Raw genomic sequence first — 14,499 nt, 5'->3', positions numbered from 1 at the left:
CCCTCACTGGCCTGCTGGCCGCCGCCCTGCTAACCGGCTGCAACCAGCAGCAACCCGCCACCGACGAAAGCGCGCCCTATACCGCGCCCAACCTGAAAAACGTAAAGGACGTTGACCAGCTGTTTGCGCATTATTGGGAGGAGAGTTCCCGGCTGTTTCCGCTGGATGCTACCACCCAGGGCGACAACCGCTTCAACGACCAGCTGCCCAACGACGGCACCCGCGCGTTTCGGGGGCAGCTACGCGCCTTCTACCAGAAATACCTCGACGGTCTGCATCAGTTCAAGCGCGAAAAGCTGTCGGTAAACGATAAAACCAGCTACGATATTCTCGAGTACGACCTGCAGAACAAGCTCGTAGGCCTCAAGCTCAATACCTGGATGATACCCTTCCAGCAGTTCTGGGGCCTGCCGCTGAGCATGGGCCAGTATGGCTCGGGCGAGGGCGTGCAGCCTTTTAAAACAGTGCAGGACTACGACAACTGGCTGGGCCGCGTGCATGGCTTCACGGCCTGGACCGATACGGCCATTGCCAACTTCCGGCAGGGCATGCAGGCCGGGGTGGTGCTGCCGCGCACGCTGGTGCTGAAAATGATTCCGCAGATGCGGGCCATGGAAACCAAGGACGCCACGCAGAGCCTGTTCTACGGCCCCATCAAGAAACTGCCCGCCAACCTGCCGGCCGCCGATAAGAAGCGGCTCACGGCGGCTTATCAAACGGCCATCCTCACGGAGCTGGTGCCGGCCTACAAAAAGCTGGGCGACTTCCTCGAAACCGAGTACCTGCCCAAAGCCCGCGCCAGCACCGGCATTGCGGCCATTCCGGGTGGCCCGGAAATGTACCGCTACCTCGTGAAAACGTGGACGACCACCGACAAAACGCCGGAGGAAATCTATCAGACCGGCCTTCAGGAAGTGGCCCGCATCAGGAGCGAGATGGAGCAGGTAAAGGCGCAGGTAGGCTTTAAGGGCGACCTGAAGGCCTTCTTCGAGAGCCTTAAAACCAACCCCGAGCTGATGCCCTACAAAACGCCCGAGGAAGTGCTGGGTGGGTTCCGGGCTATTCAGGCCAAAATGGAGCCCAACCTGAAGAAAATGTTCAGTCGGGTGCCCAAAACGCCGTTCGAAATCCGCCAGACGGAAGCCTTCCGCGCCGCCTCGGCTTCGGCCGAGTACAACCAGGGCTCCCCCGACGGCTCGCGACCCGGCGTCTTCTACATCCCTATTCTCGACGCCACCAAGTTCAACATCACCTCGGGCATGGAGTCGTTGTTTCTGCACGAGGCCATTCCGGGCCACCACTACCAGATTTCGCTGCAGCAGGAAAACACCGAACTGCCCAAGTTCCGGCGCTTTGCCTGGTATGGGGCCATGGGCGAGGGCTGGGCGCTGTACGCCGAAAGCCTGGGCAAGGAGCTGGGCCTCTACACCGACCCCTACCAGTACATGGGCTCATTGGGCGACGAAATGCACCGCGCCGTGCGCCTGGTGGTCGATGTGGCCATGCACACCAAAAACATGACCCGCGAGCAGGCTATTCGGTACATGATGGCCAATGAGGCCATCAGTGAGGAGGGCGCCACGGCCGAGATTGAGCGCTACATGGCCATTCCGGGACAGGCGTTGAGCTACAAAATAGGGGCCCTTAAACTGCGGGAGCTGCGCCGGAAGTATGAGCAGCAACTGGGTGGCAACGCCAACCGCCTGCGCGAAGAATATGCCGGCCAGAACCGCGCCCACTTCCACCTCAGCGACTTCCACGATGAACTACTCCACGACGGTGTGATGCCGCTGGCCGTGCTGGAGCGCAAAATGGACACTTGGGCCGCCAACGAGAAGTAGGGGCAGTGCTGCTTGAGTATTCTGCCAACCACAAAGCGGCGGGCTGCGTTAGGAAAGACTCCCTTCTTTCCTAACGCTTTATCTGCTTTATTATGACCAAATATCATTGGCAAACCGTGGGCCTGGGTGCCCTGGCGGGCTTCCGGAGCATGACGGCCCCGGCACTGTTGAGCAGCAACCTGCTTACCTACCACCCCAAGGCGCTGGCCGGCTCGCCGCTACGCTACCTGCAGAAGCCCTGGGTGGCCCAGGGCCTCAAGCTGCTGGCCGCCGGCGAAATGGTAGGCGACAAGCTACCCCAGACCCCCAATCGTATCGCGCCCGTTGCCCTGTTGGGCCGGGCCGCCTCGGGGGCGCTGGTAGGGGCCACCATCTTCCGCATCAACCACGATAAGGCCCTGAACGGGGCCGTGTTGGGGGTGCTGGCCGCTGTGGCCGGCAGTTATTTGAGCTTCTTCATGCGCAAGCAGGCCACCATCGAGTCGGGTCTGCCAGGCGGCCTGGTGGGCGGCTTCGAGGATTTGCTGACGCTGGGCTCCGGCCTGGCCCTAACCAAAGGTACCGACGTAGGCAAGACCCAACCCCGCGCCTGGAATTTGTAGGCTGGCGCTAAATAGTTACAGAGCTGTTATCAAGCACAATGCCCCGCCGGATAGTCCGGCGGGGCATTGTGCTTGTAAGGGAAGGACGAAGGAGGTAGAAGGGTGGCAAGCCGGAAAAGTCCGGTAGGTAGATGTGGCCGGAGCCAGGGTTAGTTTTCGCGGGTTGTAGCCTTTACTTCGGAGTTCGATTGGGGCATCGAGCTGGTAGGCGGAGTGCGTTGAGTGGCCCCCAGAGCCGAATCTGTGGACATTTTCTGGTCGGCTGCCGAGCCCTTGCCGATGGGTGTGTAGGCATCCTGGCTCTGGCTTACACTATCAAGGTCGGTGTCGGCGGCGGTAGCTACCTGGCCTTTCGTGAAATCCTGGCTGAATTGCGGCTCCTTGCCGGGGCCATTGTCGTAGTCGCAGGCGGTAGTGAGGCCGAGGCCGAGGGCGGCCATCAGGCAGAGGGAAAACGCACGATTCATAAGGAGAGTGGTCAGGAGAGAAAAGTCGGAAACAGCTTCACCGGGCAAACGTGCCGGACAGGGGCGGGGTTGCGTTGTACCTTCGCCGCATGGCTATTCCAACGCTGATGAACTGGAGCGGCGGCAAAGATTCGGCTCTGGCACTTTACCACGCCCTGCGCAACCCCGCCCTACACATTACCGACCTGCTCACCAGCGTAAACGCCCACCACGGCCGCGTAACTATGCACGGCGTGCGCAAGGCACTGCTCGAAGCCCAGGCCCAACGCATCGGCCTGCCCCTGACACAGCTGCAGCTGCCCGAAAACCCCGATATGGCCACCTACGAGCAGCTGATGCGCGCTACCCTGGCCCCGCTGCAGGCCCGGGGTGTAGTGCGGTCGGTATTCGGCGATATTCATCTGGAAGATTTGCGCCGCTACCGCGAGCAGCAGCTGGCCACAATGGGCCTGGAAGCCATATTCCCGCTCTGGCAACGCCCCAACGCCGAGCTGCTGGCCGAGTACCTGGCGCTGGGCTTCCGGGCCGTAGTGGTATGCGTAAACGAGCAGCACCTCGACCGCAGCTTCTGCGGCCGTGAGCTGGATGCCGAGTTTCTGCGCGACCTTCCCCCCGGCGTAGACTCGTGCGGCGAAAACGGCGAATATCATAGCTTCGTTTATGATGCGCCGTACTTTTCAAGCCCCATTGAGGTGCAGCGCGGCGAACTGGTGCGCCGCGCCTACCCGGCCCCGGCCGGCAGTAGCACCCCCGAAGCCGCCTTCTGGTTCCAGGATTTGTTGTTAGCTGAGAGTTGACCGCTTTCGTTCACTTCGCTAACAGCTAAAAACTATGCTTCCTGTTATTCTCTTTGATGGCGTCTGCAACCTGTGCAATGGATTTGTGCAGTTCATCATCCGGCACGATGCGGCCGGGCAGTTTCGGTTTGCGGCCCTGCAGTCGGCAGCGGGGCAGGAGTTGCTGCAGGCCCACCAACTGCCCGCGCCCTCCGAACCCGACTCGGTCGTGCTGCTGGCCGATGGGCAGGCATACACGCACTCGGCGGCGGCGCTGGGCATTCTGGCGCGGCTGGGCGGGCGCTGGGCGACACTGGCCCGCGCCGGCCGCTGGTTCCCAGGCCCCCTGCGCGACTCCGTGTACCGCCTCATTGCCCGCTACCGTTACCGCTGGTTCGGCCGCCAAGATGCCTGCTGGCTCCCCACCCCGGAATTGCAAAGCCGGTTTCTATAGGGGAAAATAAGTAGAACGTCATGCTGAGCAAAGGCGAAGCCATAGCCGAAGCATCTCTACCGCTTCGTTGCAGCCAGCAGGATTACCATTGCGGTAGAGATGCTTCGACTGCGCTCAGCATGACGTTCGTATTTCCCCTAACCCCTAACCCCTAACTACATGCAAGCTCTCGTTCTTTCCGGTATTGATCAGCCCCTGGCGCTGCAGAAGGTACCTACGCCCAGGCCCGCGGCCGGGCAGGTGCAGGTGCAGCTGCACGCCGCTGCCCTTAACCACCGCGACGTCTGGATCCAGAAGGGCCAGTACGCCGGCCTTAAGTTCCCTGTTATCCTCGGTTCCGATGGCGCCGGCACGGTTACGGCCCTCGGTGAGGGCGCGCCGCAGAACCTGCTACACCAAGCCGTACTCATCAACTCCGGCCAGGGCTGGGGCGACGACCCCCGCGCCCAGGGCCGCGACTTCCAGATTCTGGGGCTGCCCGCAGATGGCACCTTCGCCGAATGCGTGTGCGTGCCGGCCGCGGCCGTGCGGGCCAAGCCGGCGCACCTGAGCTTCGAGCAGGCCGCCGCCCTGCCGTTGGGTGGCCTGACGGCCTACCGGGCCGCCTTCACCCGCGGGCAGGTACAGGCCTGCGAGCGGGTGCTCATCAGCGGCGTAGGCGGCGGCGTGGCGCTGCTGGCCCTGCAAATGGTGGTAGCCGCGGGCGCCGAGGTCTGGGTCACGTCCAGTTCGGAAGAGAAAATTACCCGGGCCGTGGCGCTGGGCGCCAAAGGCGGCATCAGCTACAAAACCGAAAAGTGGCCCGCCACGCTCACCAAGCAGGTCGGCGGTGGCTTCGACCTCATCATCGATAGCGCCGCCGGCCCCGGGTTCAACGACCTGATTGACGCCGCCGCGCCCGGGGGCCGCATCGTGTTCTACGGCGCCACCCAGGGCGACGTGCCCGATATGGCTGCCCGCAAGGTGTTCTGGAAGCAACTTTCGCTGCTGGGTTCTACCATGGGCACCGAGCAGGACTTCGCCGATATGGTGGACTTGGTGGAGCAGCACAAGCTGGTGCCGGTAGTCGACGAAACCTTCCCGCTGGCCGAGGGCGAGCAGGCCCTGCGCCGCATGGATGAGGGCGTGCAGTTCGGTAAGATCGTGCTAAAAATAAAGGCTGAAAAGCAGGCGCTGAATGTATCTTTGAGGCAGAAAATTTCGTCTTTAGAAGGAATTAAATAGCTGCTAATTTGGTTAGCTTTATATCCGCTAACTACGAAGTTTTCTGCCTTATGAAGATGCCTGCTGAATACCTCGCCTGCCCGGTTTTTGAGCTGACGTACCCGACCGGCGAAACCGTCGAATCGGTGCCGGTAGTTGCCTATACCGACGCCCTGCAGGCTGTGGAAGCTGCCCTGGCCGACGCCGAGCGATATAAGTATCTGCTCATGCGGGCCCTACGCCGCGGTGCCCCGGTAGCAGTCCAGCAGTACCCCGAGCTACCCGTGCTGCACTTCCCTGAGCCCGGCACTGATACCCGCGTGCTGCCCTTGTATTATCCCGATGAGTTGGCGGCCTAAAGAGTCGTCTCCGGCATTTTTCCGCTCACAAAAGCGCCTTCCGAATTGGAGAGCGGGGCTTTTTGTGAGCGGAAAAATGGCGTATTGCTATACCTCAGCACCCTCCAGCTGGCGCAGTCGCTGGCCCAGCAGGCGCGCCAGCGTTACGGCCTGGGCGCGTAGCTCGGGCACGGCCGTCGATTCGAAGTAGGCAGGGCGGCGGCTGGGGCCGATGGTGAACAGGATGTCGGAGGCCTGGCTGGAGGCGTCGAGCAAAGCACCGTCGGCATCAGTCAGCATGCCCAGGCCCAGCGGGTCGGGTACCAGTTGGCCGGCTTCGCGCAGCTGCACCACCAGCGGCTCCTGAATGCGGCGGTAGTCGAGCAGCGGGCCGGTGCAGGTGATGACGTGCTGCGCCGTAAGCTGTTGGTCGGGATGGCCGGCGCGGCTTACGGTTACCAGCAAATCGTCGTCGGTGGACACGATTTCGCGCGCCCGGCCCCGCAGCTGCTGCACCCGGCCCGAAGCCAACAGCTGCCCAATTATTTCGGCGTTACCGGGCGGGCTGCGGTGGCGCAACACCGACCAGATGCCGGCCAGATGGCGCAAAAAGCGCGACTGCTCGGCCAGTGGCCAGCCGGCCCAGATGCGCGGCAGATCGGGTCGGAGCGAGTCGAGCACGGGCTGCCAGGGGAGGCCTTGGGCCTGGGCGGCGGCCACATGCTGGCGCACCACTTGCAGCACTGCGCCCACGCTGCTCAGACCGGCCAGCTCGGTGGCCCAGAAGCTGGGGTAGGAAGGGGCACCGGGCACGGCAGCGGCGGGCCAGCGGCCGTGCTGCGAAGCCACCGTCAGGCGGCCCTGATGGCCATCGGCCCGCAGGCCAAGCAACACGTCTACGGCTGTCAGGCCCGAGCCGAGCAGCAGCACATCGTCGGTGGGCTTGATGCCCGAAAGCGCCCCGGAGGCCCAGGGGCTGCCGTGGTAACCGCGGTGGCTGAGGTAGTCGTGGGGCAGGGGTGTGGGCACGGCGGGCGGGAAATTGCCCAGGGCCAGCACCACCAGATCGGAGCGGATGAGCTGTCCGTTGCGCAGCCGCACCACGGCGCCTGGCCCGTCGGGATTGGGCTCCACGCTCTGCGCCGATGAGTTGTGCCACTGGCAGTTCATGCCGTTCATGGAAGGCCACTCCAGCACTTGCCCCACCAGCTGCTGCAGGTAGCGGCCGTAGCTCTGGCGGGTACAGAAGCCCGCCTGGCAGTCTTGGTCGGCCCCTGTAACGCGCAGCCAGTTCTGGAAATGGTCGGGCTCTTCCGGAAACGCGCTCAGAGCCTTGGCGGGTACGTTCAGCAGGTACTCCGACCGTCGCGCAGTGTAAGCCAGGCCCGGCCCCGGCGCGGGACGCGGCTCCACCAAATGCACATCGCACTGGAAAGGCTGCCCCGCCAGCCGGGCCAGCTGCACGGCCAGCATCGACCCTGAAAAACCGCCGCCGATGATGGTAATGCTCCTGCGCTGCATAGGCTGATTGGTTAGGAGCTTTTAAGATAGTATTCTCGCCGGACTGTCGGCTAAAAAAATACTTGTACCGCCGGTCGGACGTTGTAAGAAGCGGTCCTGACTGCGGCTTGTTCAGCATAATACCTGCTGTTCTACAGTTGCCGCCCGCCGCTGAACGAAATCGTTGAAACAAGTCGGACGACGTAGGGGCGGGGCTTGTCCCCGCCCGCCGTTCGCACCATTTCAACGATTTTGTTCAACGACGCAAACGGCGGGCGCGGACAAGCCCCGCCCCTACACCGTGCTGTAGCTGCGTAACAGCTGTTAATAATAGGTGCCGGGCACCATGTAATTGCGCACGTAATCGTTGATGCCGTCTTCGAGGCGTGTGAAAGGCCGCTCGTAGCCGATGCCGCGCAGCTTGCTCATATCGGCCTGCGTGAAGTACTGGTAGGTGTCGCGGATGTCTTCGGGCGTGTCGCGGAAGTGGATGTCGGCGGTGCGGTCGAGGGCGGCGAAAGTGCTCAGCGTCAGGTCGAGGAAGGTGCGGGCTTCGCCGGTGCCCAGGTTGTAGATGCCCGAGGCGCGGCGGGTCTGCATCAGAAACATGCACACGTCTACCACGTCTTTCACATACACGAAGTCGCGCTGCTGCTCGCCGTCGGCAAAGTCGGGGTTGTGGGAGCGGAACAGCGTCATCGAGCCCGTTTCCTGAATCTGGCGGAAGGCGTGTAGAACGACGGAAGCCATGCGGCCCTTGTGGTATTCGTTGGGGCCGTACACGTTGAAAAACTTCAGCCCAGCCCAGAAAAACGGCTTCTCCGGCTGCTGCACGGCCCAGTTATCGAAGTCGTTTTTCGACTCGCCGTAGGGGTTGAGCGGGCGCAGCAGCGGCAGCAGCACATCGTCGTCGGAGTAGCCCAGCGTGCCCGAGCCGTAGGTGGCCGCCGACGAGGCGTACACCAGCGGCAGCTGGTAGCGGCAGCAGGCCTGCCACATCTGCTTGGAGTACTCCAGGTTGAGGACGTTGAGCAGGTCGCGGTTGGCTTCGGTGGTGTCGGTGCGGGCCCCGAGGTGGAAAATGAACTCCACGTCGGCGTGGTGCTCATCGAGCCAGGGAAAAAACTCCTCGCGGTCCACATACTCCGTCAGGTGCTTGCCCGAAAGGTTGAGCAGCTTCCGCTCGTTGGTGAAGTTATCAACCACCACAATTTCGTTGAAATTGGCGGCGTTGAGGCGGGCGACGAGGGCACTGGCAATAAAGCCGGCTGCTCCGGTGACGACGATCATAAGGCAGAGAGTTTAAGTTCAAAAGTAACCAGCCGCCCGCGAATGGCCGGCAACCGGTGGGTTTAGGGGAAGATAACGGGTCAGGAACTCCTGGTACGGGCCGCGCCGCAAGTCGGGTTGGAAGTCGTAGCGCGCATTGGGCACCGCCCGCCGCCTCCTGGCGCCCAATGCGCGGAATGTGGGAATAACAGTTCGGGCATGCTTTCGGCCGGTTACCTTTGCGCGTATGCCCCGTTCATTTGCTGCCCGCCTGCTTGGGTGTAGCCTGCCGCTCCTGTTGCTGCTGGCCGCCTGCCGCCCCGATACGCCCGCCACCACGGCCCCGCCCGAAGCCACCGCCGCCCCCCAGCAGCTGCGCGATGATCTGGGCCGGACCCTGACCGTGCCGGCCCACCCGCGCCGCATTATGGCCCTGGCGGCTTCCATGACCGAAATGCTGTACGCCGTGGCCGATACGGCCACCATCGTGGCCCGCACCCAGGTCTGCGACTACCCAGCGGCCGCGCTGCGCAAGCCCGTCATCAGCAGCTATCCGCTCGATCTGGAGCGCTTGGTGGCCCTCAAGCCCGATGTAATCTTCACGACCACCGGCATCACCTCCGAAGCCGACGCCCAACGCCTGCAGGAGCTGGGCATTCCAGTGTATTATCAGCAGTACGAAGAGGTGGAGGATATTTTCCGGGGGCTCACCGACCTGGGCCGAATTCTGGGCCGCTCGGCCCAGGCCAAGCAGGTGGTCGATTCGCTGCAGGCCGAGCTGCAGGCCACGGAATTGTCGGCCAAATCGGCTGCGGTGCCCACCGTGCTGGCCATCACCTGGACCGACCCTATTTATGTATACGGCCAGAATACCCTGTTCACGGACAAAATCAGGCTAGCGGGCGGACAGAATGCGGTGGTGGAGAAGTTCGCCCAGCCCTACCCGGCCCTCACCCGCGAATACATCCTCAAGCTCAACCCCGACGTGCTGCTCGGCGGCTCCTTCGGCAAGCTCGATAGCACTTTTTTTTGCCTCTACCCCGAGCTCAAGCGCATCAAAGCCTACCAGAACCGCCGCGTTTACGCCCCCACCGGCGACCTGATGTCGCGCCCCAGTCCGCGGGTAGTCGAGTCGGTAAAGGAGCTGCGGGGGCTCATAAAGTGATGCCCTGACAGTGGGTAGCTTACCTCCCCAATATCCCCCAGTTCCCTAAACCACCCAAATGTCTCGTCCCGCGCTGCCCTACATTCTGGCGAGCCTGCTGCTGACGGCGGGCCTGCTGGCCGTGGGTTTGCGGGTGGGCAGCTACGAAACCGACTACGCCCTGATTGGCCGGGCGCTGCTGCACTACGATGCCCGCGACCCGGCCCAGTTGGTGCTCATCGAGCTGCGGCTGCCGCGGCTGCTGCTGGCGTTGCTGGCTGGGGCCGGGCTGGCCGTGAGCGGCTACGTGATGCAGGCCATGGTGAACAACCCGCTGGCCGACCCTTACCTGCTCGGTACGGCCTCGGGCGGGGCGCTGGGGGCCAGTCTCACGTTCCTGTTTCTGCCCGGCATGACGGTATTGGGCCTCTACGCGCCCCCGCTGGCGGCGCTGCTCGGGGCGCTGGGCGTTACGTTGGTAGTGGTGGTGATTGGCAGCCGGCGGGGCCGCGTAGTGCCCACGCTGCTGCTGCTGGCGGGCGTGGCCATGGGCTCGTTGGTAACGGCCGTGGGCGGGCTGCTCACTTTTCTGGCCGCCACCGAGGAGAAGCTGCGCACCATCACGTTCTGGTCGTTGGGCGGGTTCGAGCGGGCTAGCTGGGCCACGCTGCCCTACCCGGCCGCCGCCGTGGGGCTGGGTTTGGGGGCGCTGGCGCTGCTGCGACCCCAGCTGAATTTGCTGTTGCTGGGCGAGGAGCGGGCCACGGCGTTGGGCCTGTCGGTGGCCCGTACGCGCTGGCTGCTACTGCTCATTGCCTCAGGCCTTACCGGGGCCGTAGTGGCGTTGTGTGGGCCGATTGGGTTTGTCGGTTTGGTTATTCCGCACCTCACGCGCTGGCTGCTGGGCACGGTAGGCCGGGGCAATATGCTGTTCTGCGCGCTGCTGGGCGGTAATTTCCTGGTGATGTGCGACCTGCTGGCCCGCGTGCTCTATCCGCCAGCCGGCCTGCCCGTGGGCCTGGTCACGGCCCTGTTCGGCGTACCGTTCTTCGTATATTTGCTGCGTAAACAAGGGGCTTAGGAGCCTGAGCCCTCAATACCTTACAAATGATATACATCAGCCGCCAGGAACACTTTAATGCCGCCCATAAGCTGCACAACCCCAAGTGGAGCGACGAGCGCAACACGGAAGTGTTCGGCCCCTGCGCCAACGTCAACTGGCACGGCCACAACTACGACCTCATTGTGACGGTAAAGGGCCGGCCCGACCCGGAAACCGGCTTCGTCATCGACCTCAAGGACCTTAGCAACCTCATTCGCGCCCACGTCATCGACCAGGTCGACCATAAAAACCTCAACCTCGACGTGCCCTTCATGGCCGGCCAGCTGGCCAGCACCGAAAACCTGGTAGTGGCCTTCTGGAAAATTCTGCAGCCCGAAATCGAGCAGATTTCTCCGGCCCGCCTGCACTCGCTCAAGCTCTACGAAACACCCCGCAACTTCGTGGAGTATTTCGGGGAGGAGTAAATGTCGAAACTGTCATGCTTCATAGTCGCAGCATAGAAAAATATCATTAAGTAAACAGATGAAGTACTACCTGATAGCGGGCGAACGGTCCGGGGATTTTCACGCGGCCAGCCTGATGCAGGAACTGCGCCAGCAGGACCCTGAGGCCGAGTTCCGCTTCTGGGGCGGCGACCTGATGCAGGCTGAAGGCGGCGAAATGGTGCGCCATTACCAGGAAATGGCCATTATGGGTTTCTGGGAGGCGGCTACCAGCGTGCTCAAGTTTCGTGGTTACCTCAAGCAGTGCCAGCGCGACCTGCTGGCCTGGCAGCCCGATGTGGTGATTCTGGTGGATTACGCCGGCTTCAATATGCGGGTGGCCAAGTTCGCCAAGGAGGCCGGCCTGAAGGTGTTCTACTACATCTCGCCCAAAATCTGGGCCTGGAATCAGGGCCGGGTGCACCAGGTGAAAAAGGTGGTCGACCGCATGTTCGTGATTCTGCCCTTCGAGCAGGAGTTTTACCAGGGCTTCGATTACAAGGTCGATTACATCGGCAATCCGATTGCCGACAGCGTGGGCGAGCACCAGAAGGCGGCCGATTTTTACCAGCGCAACCAGCTCGACCCCGAGCGGCCCATTATTGCGGTGCTGCCGGGCTCACGCAAGCAGGAAATCGAGGAGATGCTCTACGAGATGCTGGCCATCCTGCCGCCTTTCCTCCACTACCAGTTCATTGTGGCCGGCGTCGATAACCTCGAACGCGGCTACTACGCCCACTTCGAGCGCAACAACGTGCGCATCCTCTTCGATCAGACCTACGACCTGCTGGCCCACGCCACGGCCGCCCTGGTTACCAGCGGCACGGCCACCCTCGAAACGGCCCTTTTCAAGGTTCCGCAGGTGGTGTGCTACCGCACCAGCGCCGTGTCGTATGCCATCGGCAAGGCCGTTATCAAGGTGCCCTTTATTTCGCTCGTTAACCTAATTGCGGGCCGCGAAGTCGTAAAGGAGCTTATCCAGGGCGATTTCAACTCCCGCAACCTGGTAGTCGAGTTGAAAAAAATTACCGCCGATGAGGACTTTATTGCCCGGCAGAAAGCCGGCTACACCGAGATTCAGCAGAAGCTGGGCCAGCAGAAATCGTCCAAGAAGGCCGCGGCGCTGATGGTTGGCTACCTGCGCGAGCCGAAGACGGCGTAAGCCTGTCCGTTGGCAGGCGCCCGATACTATTTGGGCTACTGATGGGATTTGCCCTAAATTAAAGCTGGCAAGCAGTTTCCCCGAGGGTTTGGGGAAGCCGCTTGCCAGCTTTGGTTTACGACGACTTGTCCGCCAGGGCCAGTTCGAGCATGTAGGCCACCGAACTGCTGTAGCTATCGGGAGCGGCGAGCAGCGTGGTTAGGTCGGCGCGGGCGGCTTGGCGCCAGGGAGCGTGCTGGCTAAGGTGCCCCAGCAGCACCACGGCCCACTGCCGGCCCAGCTCGGTGGCCTGGTCGTTTTGGGCTACCTGCACCAGCACGCTTCGCAGCCGGCCGATGAGGGAAGTGGGCAGCGGCGCTAGCAGGGCCAGCAAGGCGGTCCGCCCGGCTGGGTCATCTTCGCCCCGGCCAACGGTTTCCAGCAAATCTTCCAAGTGCCGCTGCACGTCGTACGAATGCTTGTCCATCTCAAAGAAGTTGTACTCCTCCCAACGCGCCGCCAGCGCGTCCTGCTTCTCCAGCCCCGTTACCAGGTACTCCACAAAGTCCTCTGCCGATGCGAAATACGTGGTAGCCCCCCGCTCGGTGAACCCCAGGCGCGAGCCCGGGTCGTCGGAAGTGCCGTAGTACCAGCTGGTCAGTTTGCTGAAAACCTGTTTCTGAATTTTAGGAGCGGCATCGCCAACCCGCACAATGTCGCGCAGAAACTGATGCAGCCGTAACTGCTCGGCGCGGGGCGCCGCCGCGAGCCAGTACTTAATCATCTCCAGCAGACCGGGGTAGGCTCCTTCGGGGGCGGTGCGCAGGTTGTCGAAAATCAGCTGCATGGGCAGACCCTGCTGCTCCAGCAGGGTCCGGAGCGCCGGCAGCTTATCAAACAGGAACAGGTCGCGCTCAATCAGGTCCTGGGCCAGCTCCCGAACATCGCCGGGCGGCAGTGCGGGCCAGCCAAGAACGGAATTGATGTAGGAGCAGTCCTGACCAAACCGGTACGTGCTGGGGTCGGCTACCGTCTCGCGCACTAATTCGCGGGCATCGCCGGGCTCCAGGTTGAGAACCCGCATATTTTGCAGCGTACCCCGCAGCTCGTCCGACAGGTCGGTGCGCCGCAGCAGCGGCTGCAGAAAAGGCCGAATCCGCAGGCGCGGCATCCCACTGCGCAGCATAACGCTAAACAGCGTGACAAGCCGTTGGTCGTCGAATCCTGCCAGTAAAGGGCCCAGTTCAAACTCCTGATCCGTTTTCAGCAGTACCAGGGCCGCGGCAAACTGCCGGCGGGGGCTGCGCAACGCCGCGTGCAATGGGTCGGGCAAAGCAGCGGCCAACGCCACCCCAAAAGCCAGGTCGTCGTCGCCAGTGGTCAGCGCCTCGGCCGGAATGGGTTCGGGCTGCCGGCCCCAGGCCGTGGCCAGCAACGCGAGTCCTACCGCGGCTTCGAGCGGCAGCTGGTCCTGTATCGCGTGAAGCGCGGGGCGGAGCTCGGTATCATAAATCCGAAAGTGCAGGTTGGCCAGGAAGTGCCAGTGGCTCAGCACCAAGGCTGCTTCCAGGCGCAGGGCTGCATCGTCCAGTGTCAGGGCCGCGTGCGCCAGCTCGATATCGGGGTAGTAGGCCTCGTCGTAGGCAGTAGGCTCCAGGGCCCAGATGCGCAGGCGGGCCAGGGCGGCCAGCGTCCGGGTGCTGCTGAAGGGCGAGTTGAGGCGGGTTTCAAGTAGCTTTTCGGCCTCGGTGGTGCCCTGGTGCGGGGGCAGTTGCAGGGCCTGCAGCTGGTCGTCGGGCATGGGCAGCAGCGGCAGCAGATGCGCTTCGAGCCCCTGGGCCCAGCCCCGCTGCCGGAGTTGGCTTTCGGCCCGCACGAGGTCGTCGATATGGCGCTCGATCACCATCGCGTGGCCCTGATAGAGGCGGTTGAAATGGTCGGCCTGCTCGGCGGGCATGGCCGCCAGCCGCTCGGGTATCACAAACTGATCGGAGCCTAGGTGCTTGAGCCAGCGGGCGGCCCCGTACCGCTCGTCGGGCACCAGGCCGGCCCCGCACTGGCGGCAGAAGTTGCCCTCGGGCGTTAGCTCGGTGCACCAATGGCAGCGTTTTTCGCGGCGCACGGCGTGGCCGCAGTGGCCGCACAGGTCGCCGGGTTTCCAGTCGGGGGGCTGTACCTGGCCGCAATTCTCACAAGTAGCGCGCATAAATCTTCGACCG

14 protein-coding genes are annotated in these 14,499 nt (G+C 63.0%); 10 read left to right on the top strand and 4 right to left on the bottom strand.

Translation table 11 applies throughout. The features are described from left to right. Nucleotides 1–1,841 (top strand): DUF885 domain-containing protein (locus tag D0N36_RS17855; protein WP_317191501.1); only part of this gene is annotated, 1,841 nt, incomplete at its 5' end. 92 nt (nucleotides 1,842–1,933) lie between these two features. Continuing rightward, entirely contained in the window at nucleotides 1,934–2,443 is a 510-nt protein-coding gene (locus tag D0N36_RS17850) for a DUF4126 family protein (protein WP_116943185.1), read from the top strand. A 149-nt stretch (nucleotides 2,444–2,592) separates the two neighbouring features. Here the strand turns inward: D0N36_RS17850 and D0N36_RS17845 are convergent, their stop codons facing one another. Next, complete coding sequence (locus D0N36_RS17845; RefSeq protein ID WP_147320971.1) at nucleotides 2,593–2,910, bottom strand: hypothetical protein; 318 nt, start codon at nucleotides 2,908–2,910, stop codon at nucleotides 2,593–2,595. Nucleotides 2,911–2,999: 89 nt separating this feature from the next. On the opposite strand from D0N36_RS17845, the gene D0N36_RS17840 reads away from it, so the two are divergent. From D0N36_RS17840 to D0N36_RS17825, 4 genes are all read left to right on the top strand, one after another. Further along, the gene (locus D0N36_RS17840; RefSeq protein ID WP_242478989.1) at nucleotides 3,000–3,707 is read left to right on the top strand and encodes a Dph6-related ATP pyrophosphatase; all 708 of its coding nucleotides are present in this window, start codon (nucleotides 3,000–3,002) and stop codon (nucleotides 3,705–3,707) included. Nucleotides 3,708–3,741: 34 nt separating this feature from the next. Then, nucleotides 3,742–4,140, top strand: coding sequence for a thiol-disulfide oxidoreductase DCC family protein (locus D0N36_RS17835; RefSeq protein WP_116943183.1), 399 nt, complete (start codon nucleotides 3,742–3,744; stop codon nucleotides 4,138–4,140). A 159-nt stretch (nucleotides 4,141–4,299) separates the two neighbouring features. Further along, on the top strand, nucleotides 4,300–5,364 hold the full coding sequence (locus tag D0N36_RS17830; RefSeq protein ID WP_242478988.1) for a zinc-binding dehydrogenase: 1,065 nt from the start codon (nucleotides 4,300–4,302) through the stop codon (nucleotides 5,362–5,364). A 50-nt stretch (nucleotides 5,365–5,414) separates the two neighbouring features. After that, the gene (locus tag D0N36_RS17825; RefSeq protein ID WP_116943182.1) at nucleotides 5,415–5,702 is read left to right on the top strand and encodes a hypothetical protein; all 288 of its coding nucleotides are present in this window, start codon (nucleotides 5,415–5,417) and stop codon (nucleotides 5,700–5,702) included. Between the two features lie 87 nt (nucleotides 5,703–5,789). Here the strand turns inward: D0N36_RS17825 and D0N36_RS17820 are convergent, their stop codons facing one another. After that, complete coding sequence (locus D0N36_RS17820) at nucleotides 5,790–7,202, bottom strand: FAD/NAD(P)-binding protein (protein ID WP_116943181.1); 1,413 nt, start codon at nucleotides 7,200–7,202, stop codon at nucleotides 5,790–5,792. Between the two features lie 303 nt (nucleotides 7,203–7,505). After that, entirely contained in the window at nucleotides 7,506–8,471 is a 966-nt protein-coding gene (rfaD, locus tag D0N36_RS17815; protein WP_116943180.1) for an ADP-glyceromanno-heptose 6-epimerase, read from the bottom strand. 226 nt (nucleotides 8,472–8,697) lie between these two features. Between rfaD and D0N36_RS17810 the strand changes: the two genes are divergently transcribed. From D0N36_RS17810 to lpxB, 4 genes are read left to right on the top strand one after another with little or no spacing between them, the layout of a single operon-like run. Further along, nucleotides 8,698–9,615 (top strand): ABC transporter substrate-binding protein, encoded by a 918-nt coding sequence (locus D0N36_RS17810; RefSeq protein WP_116943179.1) that lies wholly within the window; start codon nucleotides 8,698–8,700, stop codon nucleotides 9,613–9,615. A 58-nt stretch (nucleotides 9,616–9,673) separates the two neighbouring features. Next, the gene (locus tag D0N36_RS17805; RefSeq protein ID WP_116943178.1) at nucleotides 9,674–10,675 is read left to right on the top strand and encodes a FecCD family ABC transporter permease; all 1,002 of its coding nucleotides are present in this window, start codon (nucleotides 9,674–9,676) and stop codon (nucleotides 10,673–10,675) included. A 26-nt stretch (nucleotides 10,676–10,701) separates the two neighbouring features. Next, complete coding sequence (locus D0N36_RS17800) at nucleotides 10,702–11,121, top strand: 6-pyruvoyl trahydropterin synthase family protein (protein ID WP_116943177.1); 420 nt, start codon at nucleotides 10,702–10,704, stop codon at nucleotides 11,119–11,121. Between the two features lie 58 nt (nucleotides 11,122–11,179). Then, entirely contained in the window at nucleotides 11,180–12,301 is a 1,122-nt protein-coding gene (lpxB, locus tag D0N36_RS17795; protein WP_116943176.1) for a lipid-A-disaccharide synthase, read from the top strand. Between the two features lie 115 nt (nucleotides 12,302–12,416). Here the strand turns inward: lpxB and D0N36_RS17790 are convergent, their stop codons facing one another. Next, complete coding sequence (locus tag D0N36_RS17790; RefSeq protein WP_116943175.1) at nucleotides 12,417–14,486, bottom strand: zinc ribbon domain-containing protein; 2,070 nt, start codon at nucleotides 14,484–14,486, stop codon at nucleotides 12,417–12,419. Nucleotides 14,487–14,499 lie beyond the last annotated feature (13 nt).

The sequence above is a fragment of the Hymenobacter lapidiphilus genome, assembly GCF_003417065.2.
In the GTDB taxonomy this organism is placed as follows: domain Bacteria; phylum Bacteroidota; class Bacteroidia; order Cytophagales; family Hymenobacteraceae; genus Hymenobacter.
The sequence above is the reverse complement of the archived record's forward strand: the minus strand, read 5'-3'. Positions and strand labels throughout refer to the sequence as shown.

Excerpts from the sequence above, each read along its gene's own strand:
- D0N36_RS17850 (WP_116943185.1), top strand. The coding sequence starts at position 1,934 with ATGACCAAATATCATTGGCAAACCGTGGGCCTGGGTGCCCTGGCGGGC.
- D0N36_RS17845 (WP_147320971.1), bottom strand. The coding sequence starts at position 2,910 with ATGAATCGTGCGTTTTCCCTCTGCCTGATGGCCGCCCTCGGCCTCGGC.
- D0N36_RS17840 (WP_242478989.1), top strand. The coding sequence starts at position 3,000 with ATGGCTATTCCAACGCTGATGAACTGGAGCGGCGGCAAAGATTCGGCT.
- D0N36_RS17835 (WP_116943183.1), top strand. The coding sequence starts at position 3,742 with ATGCTTCCTGTTATTCTCTTTGATGGCGTCTGCAACCTGTGCAATGGA.
- D0N36_RS17830 (WP_242478988.1), top strand. The coding sequence starts at position 4,300 with ATGCAAGCTCTCGTTCTTTCCGGTATTGATCAGCCCCTGGCGCTGCAG.
- D0N36_RS17825 (WP_116943182.1), top strand. The coding sequence starts at position 5,415 with ATGAAGATGCCTGCTGAATACCTCGCCTGCCCGGTTTTTGAGCTGACG.
- D0N36_RS17820 (WP_116943181.1), bottom strand. The coding sequence starts at position 7,202 with ATGCAGCGCAGGAGCATTACCATCATCGGCGGCGGTTTTTCAGGGTCG.
- rfaD (WP_116943180.1), bottom strand. The coding sequence starts at position 8,471 with ATGATCGTCGTCACCGGAGCAGCCGGCTTTATTGCCAGTGCCCTCGTC.
- D0N36_RS17810 (WP_116943179.1), top strand. The coding sequence starts at position 8,698 with ATGCCCCGTTCATTTGCTGCCCGCCTGCTTGGGTGTAGCCTGCCGCTC.
- D0N36_RS17805 (WP_116943178.1), top strand. The coding sequence starts at position 9,674 with ATGTCTCGTCCCGCGCTGCCCTACATTCTGGCGAGCCTGCTGCTGACG.
- D0N36_RS17800 (WP_116943177.1), top strand. The coding sequence starts at position 10,702 with ATGATATACATCAGCCGCCAGGAACACTTTAATGCCGCCCATAAGCTG.
- lpxB (WP_116943176.1), top strand. The coding sequence starts at position 11,180 with ATGAAGTACTACCTGATAGCGGGCGAACGGTCCGGGGATTTTCACGCG.
- D0N36_RS17790 (WP_116943175.1), bottom strand. The coding sequence starts at position 14,486 with ATGCGCGCTACTTGTGAGAATTGCGGCCAGGTACAGCCCCCCGACTGG.